This window comes from Mesorhizobium sp. M2C.T.Ca.TU.002.02.1.1 (genome assembly GCF_003997225.1).
Genome location: NZ_RZTO01001050.1, coordinates 1 through 1,808, shown reverse-complemented (window position 1 = coordinate 1,808; position 1,808 = coordinate 1). Strand labels below are relative to the sequence as shown.

Genomic DNA, 1,808 nt, shown 5'->3' with positions numbered 1-1,808 from the left:
GTCCGGTTCGACGCGGCCGTGGAGGAAACGGAAGCTGGCCGAAACCTTGTTGTCGATATCCGCGACGACGGAAGCGGCTTTGACGGGACTATCCCCAAACAGGGGCATTTCGGGTTGATTGGAATGACCGAATTTGCCGAGCTCGCGGGGGGACGATGCGCGGTGGAAAGCGCGCCCGGAGCGGGTACGCTGGTCCGGATCTCCCTGCCCCTGACAGTATCGGCGACGAACGAACGACCCAGCGGCGGCGAGCGTATCGCCAGATGACCGATCCGCACTCCAAACCCGAAAGGATACGCGTGTTGATCGCCGAGGATCAGACATTGATCCGGGAAGGCCTTGCCACGCTGCTTGCCCAGCAAAACGACGATTTCGAAATCGTCGGCGCCGCCGCCGATGGCGAGCAGGCGATCGAGTTCGCGCGCCGCTACCGTCCGGACGTCGTCCTGATGGATCTGCAAATGCCGCGCGCCGACGGCGTCACGGCGACCCAGCGCATCCTGCGCGAATTTCCGGGCACCGGCATCGTGGTCCTGACCACGTTCGAGACCAACGAGCTGATTTTCGAGGCCGTCAGCGCCGGAGCCAAGGCATATCTGTTGAAGGACTCCAGGATCGACGAGATCGCGGCGACGATCCGGACCGTGGCGAACGGCCAATCCGCGCTTTCACCCGCTGTTGCCGCGAAAATTCTCGAGGAATTCAAGCGGTTGCGCCCGCGGCACGCCCCGGCGAGCGTGTCGATCCGCAACGACCTCACCGCGCGTGAGAACGAAATCCTGAAACTGATCGTCGAAGGCAAGAGCAATGGCGAGATCGGCGCGCAGCTGCATCTGGCCGAGGGTACGATAAAGAATTACGTCAGCACGATCCTGGAGAAGTGCGGCGCCAAGAACAGGACCGAGCTGGCCATAAAAACGATAGGCTGAACGATCTTGCGGGCTAACGCGCGTTCCCGGGGGCTGTCCGGCATGGCAACGGCATGGCGACCGAGCGCTCAGAAAGGCCCGCGGCTCGGGGTTTTGGGGGGAAGCCACGGGCAGTCTGGTTGCCTGAGCTCCTGCTCTTGGCGGCAGGTCAGGAATATGGCCGCCGATGCCTCTCGACTGCTAGCTCTTTGCCGGATTGCGAGCCTCGATTTCACGAAGCGCCAATATGGTCAGAACCATTTCGGCGCTGCCGATCGACGGGCGAGGCGCAAGCCGGCCCACGAGCGCGTTGAGCTGCTCGGTATCCATTTCGGCCAGATGGCCTTTCACGGTCCGCATGGTCTCGTCGAGCGCCGTCAGCAATTCCGCAACGATCTTCATTGTCCGAAGCTTTGCCACATGGTTCGCGACCTTGTTGAAGGCGGAATGCTGTGCCGGAGGATTTCCGCTGGTCGGTCGCGAAGGCTTGCGGACCAAAATGAGGATAGGCGATGCGGGATCCGATGCGGCCGGTCCTGCGCCCGGCCGCATCGAACGATCCCGTTATTTTCTCGCGAGCAGGTCGCGGATCTCGGTCAGGAGCTGCACATCGGCCGGCGGCGGGGCTGCGGAGGCAGCCGGCTTCTCGCGCTCCAGCCGCTTGCGCAGGTTGTTCACCGCCTTGACCATCAGGAAGATGATGAAGGCAAGGATCAGGAAATTCAGCACGACCGTGATGAAGGAGCCATAGGCGAAGACCGCGCCTTCTTTCTTGGCATCGGCCAGCGCGGACGAATGGACGTTCGAGGACAGCCCGAAGAAGTAGTTGTTGAAGTCCAGCCCGCCGAAGATCGCGCCGAAGATCGGCATGATGATGTCGTTGACGAGCGAATCGACGAT

General features: G+C 62.2%; 4 protein-coding genes. 2 read left to right on the top strand and 2 right to left on the bottom strand.

Annotated elements, in window-relative coordinates:
- Nucleotides 1-267, top strand: a 267-nt coding sequence (locus tag EOD07_RS37925; protein WP_348627795.1) for an ATP-binding protein, incomplete at its 5' end; no start/stop codon positions are given.
- Nucleotides 268-299: 32 nt separating this feature from the next.
- A complete protein-coding gene (locus EOD07_RS33175) occupies nt 300-929 on the top strand; it encodes a response regulator transcription factor (protein ID WP_245470589.1) in 630 nt (209 codons plus the stop codon).
- A gap of 180 nt (nt 930-1,109) precedes the next feature.
- On the opposite strand, the gene EOD07_RS33170 is transcribed toward EOD07_RS33175, so the two are convergent.
- Complete coding sequence (locus EOD07_RS33170) at nt 1,110-1,310, bottom strand: hypothetical protein (protein ID WP_127238230.1); 201 nt, start codon at nt 1,308-1,310, stop codon at nt 1,110-1,112.
- 162 nt (nt 1,311-1,472) lie between these two features.
- Nucleotides 1,473-1,808, bottom strand: a 336-nt coding sequence (mscL, locus tag EOD07_RS33165) for a large conductance mechanosensitive channel protein MscL (protein WP_127238229.1), incomplete at its 5' end; no start/stop codon positions are given.